This is a genomic window from Roseburia hominis A2-183 (assembly GCF_000225345.1).
GTDB lineage: Bacteria > Bacillota > Clostridia > Lachnospirales > Lachnospiraceae > Roseburia > Roseburia hominis.
In genome coordinates, this window is the sequence record NC_015977.1 from 1155072 (window position 1) to 1171596 (window position 16525).

General features: G+C 49.8%; 13 protein-coding genes and 1 riboswitch. Of the genes, 12 read left to right on the forward strand and 1 reads right to left on the reverse strand.

Annotated features, from left to right (window positions below; all coding sequences use genetic code 11):
- Positions 1–22 precede the first annotated feature (22 nt).
- The 8 genes from RHOM_RS05200 (at position 23) to RHOM_RS05235 (ending at position 9404) form a co-directional block, all read left to right on the forward strand.
- A complete protein-coding gene (locus tag RHOM_RS05200) occupies positions 23–568 on the forward strand; it encodes an ANTAR domain-containing response regulator (RefSeq protein WP_014079222.1) in 546 nt (181 codons plus the stop codon).
- 272 nt (positions 569–840) lie between these two features.
- Positions 841–2055, forward strand: coding sequence for an LL-diaminopimelate aminotransferase (locus RHOM_RS05205; RefSeq protein ID WP_014079223.1), 1215 nt, complete (start codon positions 841–843; stop codon positions 2053–2055).
- A gap of 163 nt (positions 2056–2218) precedes the next feature.
- On the forward strand, positions 2219–3721 hold the full coding sequence (locus RHOM_RS05210) for an MBOAT family O-acyltransferase (RefSeq protein WP_014079224.1): 1503 nt from the start codon (positions 2219–2221) through the stop codon (positions 3719–3721).
- A 9-nt stretch (positions 3722–3730) separates the two neighbouring features.
- Positions 3731–4690, forward strand: a complete 960-nt coding sequence (locus RHOM_RS05215; protein ID WP_014079225.1) for a hypothetical protein — start codon at positions 3731–3733, stop codon at positions 4688–4690.
- 271 nt (positions 4691–4961) lie between these two features.
- Positions 4962–5816, forward strand: a complete 855-nt coding sequence (locus RHOM_RS05220) for a putative manganese transporter (RefSeq protein ID WP_014079226.1) — start codon at positions 4962–4964, stop codon at positions 5814–5816.
- 306 nt (positions 5817–6122) lie between these two features.
- Entirely contained in the window at positions 6123–6533 is a 411-nt protein-coding gene (locus RHOM_RS05225) for a Fur family transcriptional regulator (RefSeq protein ID WP_014079227.1), read from the forward strand.
- Positions 6534–6604: 71 nt separating this feature from the next.
- Positions 6605–7651 carry a M23 family metallopeptidase gene (locus RHOM_RS05230; RefSeq protein ID WP_014079228.1) on the forward strand — a complete coding sequence of 349 codons (1047 nt, stop codon included), beginning with the start codon at positions 6605–6607 and terminating at the stop codon, positions 7649–7651.
- Positions 7652–7718: 67 nt separating this feature from the next.
- Positions 7719–9404, forward strand: coding sequence for an ABC transporter substrate binding protein (locus RHOM_RS05235; protein ID WP_014079229.1), 1686 nt, complete (start codon positions 7719–7721; stop codon positions 9402–9404).
- Between the two features lie 42 nt (positions 9405–9446).
- Here the strand turns inward: RHOM_RS05235 and typA are convergent, their stop codons facing one another.
- The gene (gene typA, locus RHOM_RS05240; RefSeq protein WP_014079230.1) at positions 9447–11285 is read right to left on the reverse strand and encodes a translational GTPase TypA; all 1839 of its coding nucleotides are present in this window, start codon (positions 11283–11285) and stop codon (positions 9447–9449) included.
- 256 nt (positions 11286–11541) lie between these two features.
- Here typA and RHOM_RS05245 point away from each other — a divergent pair, with 256 nt between their 5' ends.
- From RHOM_RS05245 to RHOM_RS05260, 4 genes are all read left to right on the forward strand, one after another.
- Entirely contained in the window at positions 11542–12171 is a 630-nt protein-coding gene (locus RHOM_RS05245) for a single-stranded DNA-binding protein (RefSeq protein WP_014079231.1), read from the forward strand.
- A gap of 64 nt (positions 12172–12235) precedes the next feature.
- A riboswitch (Lysine riboswitch) is annotated at positions 12236–12410 on the forward strand.
- 145 nt (positions 12411–12555) lie between these two features.
- Complete coding sequence (dapA, locus tag RHOM_RS05250; RefSeq protein ID WP_014079232.1) at positions 12556–13446, forward strand: 4-hydroxy-tetrahydrodipicolinate synthase; 891 nt, start codon at positions 12556–12558, stop codon at positions 13444–13446.
- A gap of 119 nt (positions 13447–13565) precedes the next feature.
- Positions 13566–14342 carry a 4-hydroxy-tetrahydrodipicolinate reductase gene (gene dapB, locus RHOM_RS05255; protein ID WP_014079234.1) on the forward strand — a complete coding sequence of 259 codons (777 nt, stop codon included), beginning with the start codon at positions 13566–13568 and terminating at the stop codon, positions 14340–14342.
- 188 nt (positions 14343–14530) lie between these two features.
- Positions 14531–16495 carry a fructose-bisphosphatase class III gene (locus RHOM_RS05260; RefSeq protein ID WP_014079235.1) on the forward strand — a complete coding sequence of 655 codons (1965 nt, stop codon included), beginning with the start codon at positions 14531–14533 and terminating at the stop codon, positions 16493–16495.
- Positions 16496–16525 lie beyond the last annotated feature (30 nt).

Below are 16525 nucleotides of genomic sequence, written 5' to 3' on the forward strand. Positions count from 1 at the left end.
CCTGGATGCAAAGGGGATAGAATTGACAAATATTATTGTTGCATTTCCCAAACAGGATAATGCCCGCAATATCAAAAAAATACTGATGCAGAACGGTCATCATGTCGATGCAGTCTGCAGCACCGGAGCGCAGGTGTTACAGAGCGCCGGTGAACTTGGCGGCGGGATTGTCGTGTGCGGGTATCGTTTTGTGGATATGATGTACACAGAACTGCACGAATATCTGCCGGTACAATTTGAAATGCTGTTGGTTGCGTCTCCTGCAAACTGTGGAAACCGGGATGTGGAGAATCTGGTCTGCCTTGCCACGCCGCTTAAGGTAAACGAGCTGTTAGATACGGTGGAGATGATGGAATATACCATCACCAGGCGCAGAAAAAAGTTGAAGCAGATTCCGAAGGAGCGCACGAAGGAGGAACAGGAGCTGATAAATGAGGCAAAAGCACTTCTGATGGAACGTAACAATCTGTCGGAGGAAGAGGCGCATCGGTACATACAGAAACGCAGCATGGATAATGGAACCGGTCTGACAGAAACAGCCCAGATGATTTTAAGTTTGCTTGCCTGATGAGTGAGAGAGAGGATTGCCGCAGATGCGGCGGTCCTTTTTTTGTAATAGGAAATATCGTTCCTGTTATACAAAAACGCTCCGCGGGGATGCATACCCGTGCGAATAGGAAAAGTCGCAGACAGGAGAATTTTGTTTACCAGGAATCAAAAAGTGCTTGCGGATTGGATTTAAGTATGAGATAATGGGTGACAGAGAGTGGCAATGCGTTGTGTCGTTGGCGACATTTTGAAAGAGAACGAATTCTGCATGGAAGGAATAAGGAGAGAGACATGTACAAGATCAATGATAATTATCAGAAACTTCCGGGAAGCTACCTTTTCAGTACGATTGCAAAGAAGGTAAATGCCTACAGCGAAGCAAATCCGGACAAAAAGATTATCCGCCTTGGCATCGGTGACGTGACACAGCCGATTGCACCGGCAATTATTGAAGCTATGCATAAAGCCGTCGATGAGATGGGGCATGCGGAGACTTTTCACGGATATGCACCGGATCTGGGATATGAATTTCTGCGCAGCGCAATCGTGAAGAACGATTATCAGGCAAGAGGATGCGATATTACGGTTGATGAAATTTTTGTATCGGACGGAGCAAAGAGCGATTCCGGTAATATTCAGGAGATTTTTGCACAGAATAACCGCATTGCAGTGTGTGATCCGGTCTACCCGGTATATGTGGATTCCAATGTTATGGCGGGACGTACCGGTACTTATGATCCGGAGACGGAGATGTGGAGCGATGTGATCTACATGCCGTGTACGATGGAGAATAATTTTGTGCCGGAGTTTCCGAAAGAGACACCGGATATCATCTATCTGTGTCTGCCGAACAATCCGACCGGTACCACCATCACAAAAGATCAGCTGCAGGGCTGGGTAGATTATGCAAATAAGAACAAAGCGGTCATTATTTACGATGCAGCGTATGAGGCTTATATTTCAGAGGAAAATGTGGCGCACTCCATCTATGAGTGTGAGGGTGCCAAGACCTGTGCGATTGAACTGAAGAGTTTCTCTAAGAATGCCGGTTTTACCGGGGTGCGTCTGGGTTATACGGTTGTTCCGAAGGAATTAAAGTGCGGTGAGGTATCGCTGAATGCTATGTGGGCAAGACGTCACGGAACCAAGTTCAACGGTGCGCCGTACATTGTGCAGCGGGCAGGAGAGGCTGTTTATTCCGAGGCAGGAAAGACACAGTTAAAAGAGCAGGTTGCTTACTATATGAAGAATGCGAAAGCGATCAAGCAGGGATTAAGGGATGCCGGTTACACGGTGTTCGGTGGTGTGAATGCGCCGTATATCTGGCTGAAGACACCAGGAGAGATGACATCCTGGGAATTCTTTGACGATCTGCTCGCACGCGCCAACGTGGTTGGAACACCTGGTTCCGGATTCGGACCGAGCGGTGAGGGATATTTCCGGTTGACGGCATTCGGAAGCTATGAGAATACACTGGCAGCGTTAGAGCGCATTAAGATGCTGTAGGAACATCACAACAAAAAGCATTAGACAGAGGAGACATGGCAAGTGAAGACCGTGTCTCCTTTTTGCAAATACAAAGAACGCCGGATTGAGAAAATTTGCTGACGGGTATTGCGTCAAAGGATTTTAGGAAAGGCATCTGTTGATTTCATGAGAGGAGAATTAAGTGCTGTTTCATTCGTTTTCATTCCTTTTGTTTTTCCCGCTGGTGACGGGAATGTATTTTCTGATACCAAAGAGGGCAAAACAGTTATGGCTGCTTGTGGCGAGCTATTATTTTTATATGAGCTGGAATGTGCAGTATGGCTGTCTGATTCTGCTTGTGACCGCAATCGGTTATGGGGGCGGACTTTTGCTGGCACAAAATAAAGTACGACAAGGGAAGAGACGTCTGGCGGTGCTGACCGGCAGCGTGCTTGTGTGTGTCGGAATCCTCTTTTTTTTCAAATATTCTGCTTTTGCAGTGCAGAATATCAACGAATTGCTCCGTGCGGTGGGAAGCGTGCGGGCGTTAAGGGTGCCGGATCTCATTCTTCCGGTCGGAATATCTTTTTACACGTTCCAGACCATCGGGTACCTGATCGATGTCTGGAAAGGGAAGACAGAAGCGGAAAAAAGTTTCCTGCGTTTTGCGCTGTTTGTGTCATTTTTCCCGCAGCTTGTTGCGGGGCCGATCGAGCGGAGCAGCAGTCTGCTTGCACAGCTGCGGGAGCCGGCAGAGTTTGACTATGACAGGGTAAAGGACGGACTGCTTCTGATGCTGTGGGGGTATTTTGAAAAAATGTGGATTGCGGATCGTGCTGCGATTCTGGTCGATCAGGTCTATCAGGATTACCGGAATTATTCCTCCGGCATGCTTGTGTTTGCCACGGTGCTGTTTGCGGTACAGATCTACTGTGATTTCGGCGGTTACAGCCATATTGCCATCGGGGCGGCGCAGGTGCTTGGCATCCGCCTGATGGATAATTTCCGACAGCCCTATTTTGCAGTGAATTGCCGGGAATTCTGGAGACGATGGCATATCAGTCTCTCGAGCTGGTTCCGCGACTATCTGTATTTCCCGCTGGGAGGAAGCCGCGGCAGCAGTGGGAGAACCGCTGTAAACCTGATGATAACATTTCTTGTCAGCGGGCTCTGGCATGGCGCAGGCTGGCACTATGTGGTGTGGGGAGCAATCCATGGAAGCTATCAGGTGGCTGGCAGAGGCATCAGATATGTAAGTGAGGCCGCGCAAAAGAGGCTGCCGGAGAAAAAGATACGTTTTTTTTCGGAAAAAATGCAGGGACTGACGCGCGCTGCCCGGATTTGTGTGACATTTATCCTCACGGATTTTGCGTGGCTTTTTTTCAGGGCAGATCATCTGGGACGAGCTGTGGCGATGCTTCGGCGGATTGTGCAAAACGGTAACTGGCTGGGACAGTTTACCGATGGCACATTATTTGGCATGGGGCTTTGCAGACTGGAGGTGTATCAGCTGGCATTTACCATCGGAGTTCTGCTTGTAGTGGATATCCTGCATGAATCCGGGATTTCCATACGTGCCTGGCTTGCAAAGCAGGTGCTTGTGATTCGCTGGAGTATTTACATGCTGGTTCTTCTGGGATTTGTCGTGCTGTTGCTGCAGAATTACGGAAGAGCGGCGGCGGAGTTTCTTTATTTTCAATTTTAGGAGGAAGGCATGAAGCGTTTTACAAAAAAGTTGATCGCCTTTTTAGGAATATTTGCGGTACTGCTTCTGACCTTTGATCTGTTGTCGGCGACGGAGAGATTTCGCGGTGTGTTTGCCGCGTTGACGGACAGCAGTGATTACGAGGAGGGAGCCGAGCGGGAAGTGGCTGCGTATCTTGCAAAGAGCAGAACGCCGGGCAGTTACACGAAGCTGTTGGTCGGTGACAGTGTCTGCGCACAGATGACGGAAGCGTTTTATGATTGTAATCAACAATACTGTCTGGTCGGAAATAATCGCGCGCTGACCATGGCGGGGGAATATCTTCTGGTAAAAGAATTTCTGGAGACGCATGAGAATGTCTCGGAAGTCTGGCTGATGGCGGGACCGGATCTGCTTCAGACGTCGATTGATGCCACATACAGCTATTCTTATGTGGTTCTTCCGTTTTTGCAGGCGGATCTGCTGGGCGAACTTGACGAGGAGACCGCAGAGGAAATGGAGGAGACGTTCGGAAGCTTTTTCCTGAAAAAGCCGGTGGCAGAACTGATCGCCGGTTCGGCGGTAAACCGCAAGCTGTATTTGAATTATGTGAAGGAGCGGGAGGAAGCGGCGAAGAAGGGGAAAAGCGGAGATGACCGGACAGACGGCATGTCTGATCTGGCAGAGCGCTATCTGCGGAAAATTTACGAATTGTGCGACACGCAGGGGGTGGCATGCTATCTGATCCCCGATCCGCTGGCAGATACACCGGCGCGCCGCAAGCAGGTGGAGCAGATCCGGCAGGATTTTGAAACACGGGGATTGGAGCGGCTTTTCCCGGATTATTTTTCTGAAATTACCTATTATCCGGCGGACCAGTTTTCGGACGGAATTCATTTTGGCAGACCGTACAATACAAAGGAAGTGTACCGCGAAAAATTAAGAGAACTGTATCTGGACAGAGGGTATCTGGATGGATTTCAAATATGAGCCTGAACGGAGTCTGCTTCCTGTTTTGTGTAGAATGCAGCACAAAGAATGGATGGAATTATAGCCGGGCAGCAGTGTGGTGCCAAATATGGCACTCGAAAGAAATACGATAAAAAGCTTGACAAAACACGATATCAATGTATAATACAAAATGCAAATGAGTTGCAAATGCATGCAGGTTGCAAAAACGAATGATTTGCAAAAGTGTGCATCATGCAGGGAAGACAGTATATCAGGCGGCGATGCTGCATCGCCAGGGAGGAATGATTTTATGCTGGATGTATTATTGGATACAGTGCTTGACAGCGTCAGGCTTTTGCCGTTTTTATTTTTGACCTATCTTTTTATGGAGGCATTGGAACATCATACGGGAAGCAGGCTGAGCCGGAAGATACAGTCCGCTGGAAAATGGGGACCTGTGTGGGGCGGTCTGCTCGGTGTGATTCCGCAGTGCGGGTTTTCGGCAGCGGCATCGAGTCTTTTTGCCGGAAGAGTCATTACAGTCGGAACGCTGGTCGCCATCTATTTGTCCACTTCGGATGAGATGCTCCCGATTCTGATTTCGGAGTCGGTGCCGGTGGCGACGATTGTGAAAATTCTTGGCAGTAAGGTGATCATTGCCGTGTTGTCCGGTCTGATCGTGGAACTGGTATATGTGAGACTTTTGAAGAAGCAGGAAAAAGAGATGGATATTCATGTCGTGTGTGAGGAGGAGCATTGTCATTGCGAGGATGGGATTGTGGTTTCCGCGTTTAAGCATACGGTAAAGATCTTTTGTTTTATTTTCCTGATTTCACTGGTATTAAACGGTGTGATCGGGCTGATCGGAGAGGAAACGCTGGCGGGACTGTTTTCCGGACTTCCGGTTGTGGGAGAGCTGATTGCTGCCCTCGTGGGGCTGATCCCGAACTGTGCGTCGTCCGTTGTAATCACACAGTTGTATCTGGATGGAATTATCCGGTCGGGCGCCATGATGGCAGGACTTTTGGTGAATGCCGGTGTGGGATTTCTGGTACTGTTCCGGCTGAACCGCGACTATAAGCAGAATGCGGCCATCATCGCTACCATGTATGTGCTCGGTGTGCTCTGGGGTGTCATGATTGAAGCATGTGGAATTGTATTTTAGGAGACAGGGATATGGTTTCACAGACTTTTGCCGAAGCGTAAAAATGTGATATAATGTTCGCGAAGGCAAAAGTGAGCATGGAGCAAAGACGGACGCGCATGCTTGCATGCGTCGGGCGGATATGTTCCATGTGAACATGCCCGCGAGTCCGGGAAAACGGAGTTTTTCCGGACTTTTGCCGAAGCGTAGTTGATATAATGAACTCTGACGAGTTCATATTAGAAGTTCCTGCGGAACTTCGGATGCGCAGAAGTCGGCGCAGAAAAGATGATATAATGAAAATAGATGCAGTTGCGGAGGGATGAGATGGCAGGAAGTGGATATGCGACAAACAGCCGCAGAAAGATTCTTGATTTTTTAAAAAGCAACAGTGACCGGACCGTGACAGCGGCGGATATCGATCAATATCTGAAGCGAAATGGCGATGCCGTCAATATCACGACGATTTACCGTTATCTGGATAAGCTTGCCACAGATGGTACCGTCATGAAATATGTGGCGGAGGCGGGAGGCAAGGCAGTGTATCAGTACGTGGAACTGGGACAGCACTGCGATGAGCATCTTCATCTGAAATGTGTCAAATGCGGATGTATCATTCATCTCGACTGCGGATTTATGGATGAGATTGCAGAGCACATTCAAAAGGATCACGGATTTCAGCTGCAGTGCAAAAATTCCATATTATACGGTATCTGTAAAGATTGCAGACAGGAATAGTCTGCAGTCTTTTTTTATATAATGAACAAAATGACCATGACAGTGAGGAATGGAAAACGGAGCAGAAAGGAATGGAGAAAAGCAGGCGGATACGCTCGGCAGTGATCCTTGAGGCGGCACTGCTTTTTCTGATGGGAGTAATCCTCTGGGAGAATGGAAAACTGCCGGAAAAATCAGTCGTGGAGACAACGGCGGACGGCTATATCAAATGGGTAGATTTTAACGTGTCCTATGAGGCATTGTCCAGGGCATATGATTATGACGTAAGTAGTTACGGAGAAAAGCAGCATCTTGACTGGATAGATCTTCTGGCGTACGCCGGGGCAAAGAACGGCGGAGATTTTGGAGCCGGAGCAACGGAGGACATGCGTACCGCTGCTGAAAAAATTCTCTGCGGGGAGGATACAATGGAGCATATGACCGCGGATATGAAGATGTTTTCCTACTACAGGGAGGCATACGGAGCGGTTTTTGGCGGTATGGTCGGTGAATATGAGATACAGGAAAAGGAGGGGGGAGCATATGTAAAAAAGTATGGTCTGAAAGCATTTTCACCGATCGCCAAAGGATTTGAGTACAGTGATTATGATGATTTCGGAGTGTCAAGAAGCTATGGGTATCAGAGGCAGCATCTGGGGCATGATATGATGGGGCAGGTCGGAACCCCAATCATCGCCGTAGAATCCGGCTACGTAGAAGCGATCGGCTGGAACCAGTACGGCGGATGGCGCATCGGCATCCGCAGCTTTGACGGGAAGCGTTACTATTATTATGCGCATCTGCGCCAGAACTATCCGTACCGGGAACAGTTGAAGGAGGGGGATGTCGTGACGGCAGGGGACGTGATCGGCTATATGGGGCATACCGGGTACAGCACGAAGGAAAATGTCAACAACATAGACACGGTTCATCTGCATTTCGGGCTGCAGCTGATCTTTGACGAGGCGCAGAAAGAGGGAAACAACGAGATCTGGGTGGACTGCTATAATCTGACGCGCTTTTTATATAAGAACCGTTCCGCGGTGCAGAAAGTGGGGGAAAGCAGGGAGTGGAAGAGGACGCTGCAGATGACGGATCCGGCGGTTGTAAAATATCAGAAAACCGTAAAAAAACAGTGAAAAAATATTGACAATAGAAGCGGGAGGGTGGAAAATTTTGATATACGGATAGGGAGGAGGAGTGTCTGTGATAGAACGTCGATGGATTCAAAAAGGGTACCGGATTTTTTTTGCTATTGCACTTCTTATCTGTGTGGGAGGCATTCCGGCATATGCAGAAGAACTGGTGCCGGACGCTGGGGAAATCACCGGCAGGGTATTATTTATCAGTTCCTATTCCTATGCATGGGAGACGGTTCCGGAACAGATTCGCGGTATAAAAGAAGCATTGGGCGCTGGTGTACAGCTGGATTATCAGTTTATGGATACCAAAAATGTCGAGACGGCGGAGAGTGAACAGCTATTTTACCAGACGCTAACATACTATCTGAAGATGGTTCCGGCGTATGATGTTGTGATTGTAGGAGATGATGCGGCGTTTCAGTTTGCAATGACGTATCGGGATGAGTTGTTTGCGCAGACGCCGGTTGTTTTTGAGGGAGTTAATAATAGGGAACTGGCGAAGAAAGCGGCAGCAGATCCGCTTGTGACGGGCGTGGTTGAGACGCTCTCTTATGAGAATACGATCACGCTGGCAAAGAAGCTGTATCCGGATGCAAGACAGGTGGTAGGAATACTGGATGATACGGTGACCGGAGAGGGCGAACGCAAGGAATTCCAGTATTACGATACTGTTTTTCCAGAGTTGGACTTTGTAGAGATCGACGCTTCAAAGCTCTCCCAGGAAGAATTAAAAAGACAGGTTGCTGCGCTGGGGGAGGAGAGCATTCTGGTCTATATTATGTGCAGCAGGGATGGCGACGGGAATGTGTACGCGGCGGCGGAAGCGATCCAGATGCTGAGTGATGTGGCGCAGATTCCGATGTTTTCAATTGTCTCGCACGGTATGGGAAAAGGATTTTTAGGCGGCGAGATTGTCTCGCAGGAACAGATGGGAAAAAGGGCAGGAGAAATGGCGGTGCAGATACTGGAGGGCACGGATTGTGCAGGGATCTCCATTGTGATGGAGCCGCCGAAGGTATATTGCTTTGATGAAAATGTGATGCGCAGGTTTGGAATCAGTGCATCAAAGCTTCCCGGGGATGCAGTCATCATCAATCACAGGGAGACCTTCTGGGAAAAGAACCGGGATACGATCAGGGCAACGCTGGTGATTGCTGCCGTGGCGTTGGCAATGGTGGCATGGCTGGCGGTGGACAATATGCGCCGACGCAAAATGAACGAAGTGATTACCAGGGCAAACGAAAAACTGTCTTACAGTGCACATTATGATGTACTGACACACCTTAAGAACCGTAGTGTCTTTATGGAAGATATCAGGCAGCGGATTGCCTCCGGGGAAGAATTTACGGTTTTTATGTATGATCTGGATAATTTTAAGCGGGTGAACGACACCTACGGACACAATACAGGGGACGAGGTGCTGCGCGAAGTGGCACTTCGGTCGCTGGCGGTGGAGGATGGCCATTTCACACCGTACCGCCTGGCAGGAGATGAGTTTGTAGCACTGATCGACTGCGGCGATTACAGGGTCATAGAGCGATATGCATCTGGTTTGATGGAACGTCTGCAAAAGCCGTGCAGAATGGGAGAGGCGGACGAGACACTGGGAGTCAGTCTCGGAATCGCGGTGTGGCCGGAACACGGAGCGGATGCAACGGAACTTCTGGCAGCGGCGGATGCTGCGATGTATACAGTGAAGAAAAACGGAAAAAATGGATATGCATTTTATAAGGAGCCATGTGCACCATAGGAAACGGTGCACATGGCTCCTTTTTAAGAGTAGAAATACGACTTATTTTTTCATGCCGGCGCGTTTTCTTAAGGTTGGATCAAGAATACGCTTGCGGATACGAAGACTCTCCGGTGTAACCTCCAGGAGCTCGTCGACATCGATGAAATCGAGTGCCTGCTCCAGACTTAAAATCTTAGGCGGAACCAGAGTCAGTGCCTCGTCCGCAGAAGAGGAACGCGTGTTGGTCAGGTGCTTTTTCTTGCAGACATTCAATTCGATATCCTCGGCTCTGGAAGATGAACCAATGACCATGCCGGCGTATACCTTTTCGCCAGGTCCAATAAAGAGCGTACCGCGATCCTGTGCGGAAAACAGACCGTAGGTTACGGACTCACCGGTCTCAAATGCGATCAGGGAACCGAGCTTGCGGTAAGCGATCTCGCCCTTGTACGGTGCATAGCCGTTGAAAATGGTGTTGATGATACCGTTACCCTTGGTATCCGTCATAAATTCACCACGGTAACCGATCAGGCCGCGGGACGGGATGTTGAACTCCAGACGTGTGTAACCGCCGGTAATCGGTTTCATGTTCAGCATTTCGCCCTTGCGCTGGCTTAACTTTTCGATGACGGCACCGGTAAATTCATCCGGTACATCGACATAAGCAAGCTCCATCGGCTCTAACTTCTTGCCGTTCTCATCCGTGTGGTAGAGAACTTCAGCTTTGCTGACGGCAAACTCATAACCCTCGCGGCGCATGTTCTCAATCAGTACGGACAGATGAAGCTCACCGCGGCCGGATACTTTGTAGGAATCCGGGCTGTCCGTTTCCTCGACACGCAGAGAAACATCGGTGTTTAATTCGCGGAACAGACGGTCTCTTAAATGACGGGAGGTAACGAATTTACCCTCCTGTCCGGCGAGCGGGCTGTCATTTACGATGAAATTCATGGACAGTGTCGGCTCGGAAATTTTCTGGAACGGAATGGCAACCGGATTCTCAGGTGCGCAGATGGTATCACCGATATGGATATCTGCAATACCGGAAATAGCTACGATGGAACCGATCTTTGCCTCTGTGACATCCACCTTGTTCAGACCGTCAAACTCGTAAAGCTTGCTGATGCGGACGCGTTTCTGCTTGTCAGGCTCGTGGTGGTTGACAACAACCGCCTCCTGATTGACTTTTAAGCAGCCGTTGTCGACCTTTCCGATACCGATACGTCCGACATATTCGTTGTAATCGATGGTGCTGATCAATACCTGGGTGTTGGCGTCCGGATCGCCCTCCGGTGCAGGGATATAGTCAAGGATCGTGTCGAACAGCGGAGTCATATCCTTTTTGTTGTTCACCAGATCGTCAAGCTCGCGGACTGCGTAGCCGTCTCTTGCAGAAGCAAAAAGGAACGGGCAGTCAAGCTGCTCCTCGGAAGCGTCCAGATCCATGAAAAGCTCAAGCACTTCGTCCACAACCTCGTTCGGACGTGCCTCCGGACGGTCGACTTTGTTGAGACACACGATAACCGGAAGAGAAAGCTCGAGCGCTTTCATCAGAACGAACTTGGTCTGCGGCATAACGCCCTCGAAAGCGTCAACGACCAGCACAACGCCGTTTACCATCTTAAGGACACGCTCAACCTCGCCGCCGAAATCAGCGTGGCCAGGGGTGTCGATGACGTTGATCTTAGTTCCTTTATAAGTAATCGCTGTATTTTTGGAAAGAATCGTGATACCACGCTCTCTCTCAATATCATTAGAGTCCATGACACGCTCCTGAACCTCCTGGTTCTCACGGAACACGCCGCTCTGTTTTAACAATTCATCGACCAGAGTGGTCTTGCCGTGATCGACATGGGCGATAATTGCAATGTTACGGACATCTTCACGTTTCATTTTCATATACAAAATCTCTCTTTCCTGTGTGAAACCTAGTCTAAAAAAGTAACCAATCTATTTTATCATATTTTCGGAGATGCGCAAGTGGTACTTGCGACAAAATCCGCCATTTCATTCCCTTTGTTATCGACATGTTGCATGAAAATTCTGGCACCGGACGTGATAAAAATAATGTGTCAGGCAGATCATACCAGCAGAACGGAACGAAAAAGAAGAACAACGCAAAAAAGAGTATGGTCGTAAGAAGGGAGAAAGATTCATGGCAGATAAAATTTTTGAAAACAACCAGGTGTCAATTATGGGAGAGATTGTATCCGATTTCCGGTTCAGTCACGAAGTGTACGGAGAGGGATTTTATATGGTGGATGTGGCAGTGAACCGCCTGAGCAATTATCTGGATTACATTCCGCTAATGATATCCGAACGGTTGATTGACGTAAATGCAGATTACATAGGACAGATCATTTATGTGAACGGGCAGTTCCGTTCGTTTAACCGGCATGAGGAGAAAAAGAACCGCCTTGTCTTATCGGTGTTCGTGCGGGAACTGGAGTTTTTGGAGGAGCTGCAGGAGGATATGAAGAGCAACCAGATTTTTCTGGACGGATATATCTGCAAGGAACCGATTTACCGGAAGACGCCGCTGGGACGGGAGATTGCGGATCTTCTGATCGCCGTCAACCGTTCCTACGGAAAATCAGACTATATTCCATGCATCTGCTGGGGTAGAAACGCCCGGTTTGCCTCCGGCTTTGAGGTGGGAGGACATGTGCAGGTATGGGGCAGAATCCAGAGCCGGGAATACGTCAAAAAGATCTCGGAGCTTGAGACGGAAAAACGGGTGGCTTACGAGGTGTCCGTCAGCAAGGTGGATTTTTTAGAGGAATAATCGAAAGTTCCGTTATTGACAACCGTTGTTGATAGTGCTATGTTAATTTTAACTATATGATACATATTTTGATAGAGGTTGCGTGCTTTAAGAGTAGTTTTCCGGATGTGACAGGCACAGGGGAAGGGAAGCAAAAGGAAAGCATGCCGAAAGAGCAAGGCACCTGCTGCCCTGGTTCTTGGGCATAAAGCTAAGAACTTTATGACTGTCATCTTTGCAGATGGGGCGCTATCGGTTCTGTATAATGGCATGCAGATATGCGGCAGAAGAATCAGACCGGCTCATCGAGCCGGCTTTTTTTTACTTTTTTATTCTGACTCTGATCTGACAGGGGCAAAATTGTACCATGGGCATATATTAACATAGGAGAAACGGAGGATTGACATGGCGATATTCAAGGGCGCTGGTGTAGCGATTGTTACACCCATGAAGGAAAATGAAGAGGTAAATTACGACAAGCTGGAGGAACTGGTCGAATGGCAGATTGAGCAGGGAACGGATGCGATTGTGATTGTGGGAACGACCGGAGAGAGTTCGACGCTCACTACGGAGGAGCATTCCGATGTGATCCGGGCAGCAGTGCGTTTTGCAAAGCATCGTGTTCCGGTCATTGCCGGCACCGGTTCCAACTGCACCAGAGAGGCGATTCACCTTTCCGAAGAGGCGGAAAAGGCAGGAGCAGACGGACTTTTGGCTGTGACCCCGTACTACAACAAAGCGACACAGGGCGGATTGATCCGTTACTATACAGAGATTGCCGAGGCGGTAAAGCTTCCGATTATCATGTACAACGTTCCTGGACGTACCGGCTGCAATATTCTGCCGGAGACCGCAGCCACACTCTTTAAGAACGTGGAGAACATTGTGGGTATCAAGGAGGCGACCGGCAGTCTGGCTCAGGCATCCAGGCTGATGTACTTAACGGACGGCAAGATTGATTTATATTCCGGCGAGGACGGCATCGTGGTGCCTCTGATGGCAATCGGTGCGATCGGTGTGATTTCCGTGTGGTCGAATGTGGCGCCGGCGGATGTGCACGATATGTGCGCGGCTTTCTCCGCGGGGGATCTTTTGCGCGCGAGAGAACTGCAGTTAAAGGCACAGCCGCTTGTGGATGCGCTGTTTTCCGAGGTAAACCCGATTCCGGTGAAGAAAGCATTGAATCTGATGGGACTGGAAGTGGGACCGCTTCGTTCCCCGCTCACGGAGATGACACCGGAGAATGCCGCGAAGCTTGCAGAAGCGATGAAAAATTACGGAATAAAGTTAGCATAAAAGAACAGATGACTCCGGCGGAAGGGAGCCGTAAGGCCATCCGCCGGAGTATGTGTCTGCACCGCTGGCTGCATGCGGCACGCGGAGCGGGCAGTACAGAGAAGAGAGGATAACGTACGATGATTAAGGCAATCATGAATGGATGCAATGGTAAAATGGGACAGGTCATCTCCGCAATCTGCAAGGAGGATCCGCAGATTGAGATCGTGGCGGGAGTGGATCTCTATGACGGGATCAAAAATGACTATCCGGTATTCCCGAATATTTCCGTCTGCGATGTGAAGGCGGATGTCATCATCGATTTTTCCAATGCGAAGGCCGTGGACGATCTTCTGGTCTATAGTGTGGATAAAAAGATTCCAGTGGTTCTGTGCACGACGGGATTGTCGGAGGAACAGATGGAGCAGGTAAAGGCGGCATCGGGGCAGGTAGCAGTATTAAAGTCCGCGAATATGTCGCTGGGAATCAATCTGCTGATGCAGCTTTTAGCGCAGGCGGCAACGATTCTTGCGCCGGCAGGATTTGACATGGAGATCGTGGAGAAGCATCACAACCAGAAGCTGGATGCACCGAGCGGCACAGCGCTGGCGCTGGCGGACTCCATGAATGATGCGCTGGGACATGTCTATGAATACAAATATGACAGAAGCAGCGAGCGCAAAAAGAGAGATCCGCACGAGATCGGAATCTCGGCAGTGCGCGGAGGCAGCATCGTCGGGGAGCATGAGGTCATCTTCGCGGGACTCGACGAGGTCATTGAGTTCAAGCATACCGCATATTCCCGCAGCGTCTTTGGAAAAGGGGCTGTGGAGGCGGCAAAGTTCCTCGCCGGGAAAGAGGCAGGATTTTATGATATGCAGGATGCGATCCGGGCAACGATGGAACAGGCAGACTGATTGGACAGGCAGACGGATAAGGCAGATTGAAAGCAGATACAGATGGATCGAATGGGAACAGGAGCGTGGAAACGTTTTCTGTTCCCATTTTTATACAGGGCAGAAAACGAACAAAATCTGGTCAGCAGTGCGCGGATATGTTACTATTTGAGAGGTATCTTCGATTTTGATATTCTGAGGGGGAACATATGGAAAAATATATGGAAACAGATCTGCGGTATTTAAAAAGTCTGGCAAATCAGTATCCGACCGTGGCTGCGGCAGCGACGGAGATCATTAACCTGCAGGCGATTTTAAGCCTGCCAAAGGGAACAGAACATTTCATTACAGATATTCACGGCGAGTACGATCAGTTCCAGCACGTGATCCGGAACGGTTCCGGAGCGATTAAGCGCAAGATCGAGGAAGAATTCGGGAATGCGATCAGTGCGGGAGAGAAGAAAGTGATTGCGACCCTGATCTATTATCCGGAGCAGAAGCTAGAGCAGGTGTTAAAGACAGAAGAAAATATGGAGGACTGGTATAAGGTCTCCCTATACCGGCTGATCCGCATCTGCAAGAGCGCTTCGTCAAAATATACCAGATCCAAGGTGCGAAAAGCGCTGCCGAAAGATTTTGCGTATGTGATCGAGGAACTGCTGACCGGCAGACCGGATGTCTCCGATCAGGAAGCTTATTATAATGAGATCATCCGGTCTGTGATCCGCACAGGCAGGGCGCCGGAGCTTGTGATTGCGTTCTGCAATCTGATCCGCAGGCTTGTGGTGGATCATCTGCATGTGGTGGGAGATATTTTCGACAGGGGACCGTACCCGAATCTGATTATGGATACCTTGATGCAGCATCATTCCGTGGATATTCAGTGGGGGAACCACGATATATACTGGATGGGAGCGGCGGCGGGAAGCAGACCCTGCATCTGCAACGCGATCCGTATCTCTGCCAAGTACGGCAATCTGAACCTTTTAGAGGACGGATACGGCATCAATCTGGTGCCGCTCGCCAGACTTGCCATGAGCAGATACGACAAGGATCCCTGCACCTGCTTTAAGCTGGATTACCGGGAGGATGAGTACGATGTGCGTGACGCCATGCTGGATGAGAAAATGCACAAGGCGATTACGGTGATCCAGTTCAAGCTGGAGGGACAGATGATCATGCGTCACCCGGAGTTCGGGATGGATGAGCGGCTTTTGCTGGACAAGATCAATATCGAAAAAGGAACGGTGTGTGTGGAGGGGAAGGAATACCCGATGAAGGATCTGAACTTCCCGACGATCGACTGGAAGCATCCGTATGAACTGTCATCGGAGGAGGAGGACGTCATGGAGCGGATCACGCAGGCGTTCTTGAACTGTGAAAAATTACAGCGTCACGTCCGTTTTCTGTTCACACAGGGCAGCCTGTACAAGGTCTACAACGGGAACCTGCTCTACCACGGCTGTGTGCCGATGAACGAGGACGGAACCTTTACCAGAGTAAATGTGTACGGAAAAGAATATTCCGGCAAGGCGCTCTACGATGTGCTGGAGAATTACGCGAGAAAAGGGTACTACGCGATTGATCCCGGGGAGAAGAAAAAGGGGCTGGATATCTTGTGGTTTATCTGGGAAAACCAGAATTCCCCGGTGTTCGGAAAAGCAAAAATGACGACGTTTGAGCGCTATTTTATCGCGGACACAGCGACGCACCAGGAGCCGAAGAACCCGTACTACCGCCTGCTGGAGGAGGAAGAGGTGGTCAACCGCATCCTCTCGGAATTCGGGCTTGAGGGCGCGGAGGCACATATCATCAACGGCCATATTCCGGTGGAGGCGAAGCGGGGAGAGTCCCCGGTAAAATGCGGCGGGAAGCTGCTCATTATTGACGGCGGATTCTCCAAGGCCTACCAGCCGAAGACGGGGATTGCGGGATATACGCTGATCTATAATTCCTACGGTCTGGTGCTTGCGGCGCATGAACCGTTTGAGTCGGTCGAAAAGGCGGTGCAGGACGGAAGCGATATCGCGTCGCATACGATTCTGGTGCAGCATGTCGTGCGACGCAAGCTGGTGGCGGATACGGACATTGGAAGGGAGCTGCGCGCTTCGATCCGTGATCTGGAGGCGCTGCTGCAGGCATACCGGGACGGCATCCTGGTGGAGAAGATTTAAATGAAAAGCCTAATCCCCCAGCTATGCTGG

Coding starts and splice junctions, on each gene's coding strand:
- RHOM_RS05260 (WP_014079235.1), top strand. CDS start 14,531: ATGGAAAAATATATGGAAACAGATCTGCGGTATTTAAAAAGTCTGGCA.
- dapB (WP_014079234.1), top strand. CDS start 13,566: ATGATTAAGGCAATCATGAATGGATGCAATGGTAAAATGGGACAGGTC.
- RHOM_RS05245 (WP_014079231.1), top strand. CDS start 11,542: ATGGCAGATAAAATTTTTGAAAACAACCAGGTGTCAATTATGGGAGAG.
- RHOM_RS05205 (WP_014079223.1), top strand. CDS start 841: ATGTACAAGATCAATGATAATTATCAGAAACTTCCGGGAAGCTACCTT.
- typA (WP_014079230.1), bottom strand. CDS start 11,285: ATGAAAATGAAACGTGAAGATGTCCGTAACATTGCAATTATCGCCCAT.
- dapA (WP_014079232.1), top strand. CDS start 12,556: ATGGCGATATTCAAGGGCGCTGGTGTAGCGATTGTTACACCCATGAAG.
- RHOM_RS05220 (WP_014079226.1), top strand. CDS start 4,962: ATGCTGGATGTATTATTGGATACAGTGCTTGACAGCGTCAGGCTTTTG.
- RHOM_RS05225 (WP_014079227.1), top strand. CDS start 6,123: ATGGCAGGAAGTGGATATGCGACAAACAGCCGCAGAAAGATTCTTGAT.
- RHOM_RS05230 (WP_014079228.1), top strand. CDS start 6,605: ATGGAGAAAAGCAGGCGGATACGCTCGGCAGTGATCCTTGAGGCGGCA.
- RHOM_RS05215 (WP_014079225.1), top strand. CDS start 3,731: ATGAAGCGTTTTACAAAAAAGTTGATCGCCTTTTTAGGAATATTTGCG.